Source organism: Azospirillum sp. TSH64 (assembly GCF_003116035.1).
Classification (GTDB): domain Bacteria; phylum Pseudomonadota; class Alphaproteobacteria; order Azospirillales; family Azospirillaceae; genus Azospirillum.
On record NZ_LGQW01000015.1, the window covers coordinates 5925909 to 5926284 of the forward strand.

Consider the following 376-nt stretch of genomic DNA (forward strand, 5'->3'; position numbering starts at 1 on the left):
CACGCCGATCTGCTCGATGATGACCGGCGCCAGGCCCTCGGTCGGCTCGTCCAGCAGGATCAGGGTGGCGCCGGTGCGCAGGATGCGGGCAATCGCCAGCATCTGCTGCTCGCCGCCCGACAGGCGCGTGCCCTGCGTCGAGCCGCGGCCCTTCAGGTTGGGGAACAGCTCGTGGATTTGCGGGACCGTCATCCCGCCTTCCTTGACCACCGGCGGCAGCGTCAGGTTCTCGTCGACGCTGAGGCTGGAGAAGATGCCGCGCTCCTCCGGCACATAGCCGATGCCGAGGCGGGGGATTTTGTGCTGGGCCATGCCGATCAGCTCGGTGCCCTGGAAGCGGATCGAGCCGGTGCGCTTGCCCATGATGCCCATGATG

The 376-nt window shown here is 68.1% G+C and carries 1 protein-coding gene; it reads right to left on the bottom strand.

Translation table 11 applies throughout. The annotated features are described in order from the left end of the window. On the bottom strand, positions 1-376 hold a 376-nt coding region (locus TSH64_RS28280; protein ID WP_146208142.1), incomplete at both ends, for an ATP-binding cassette domain-containing protein.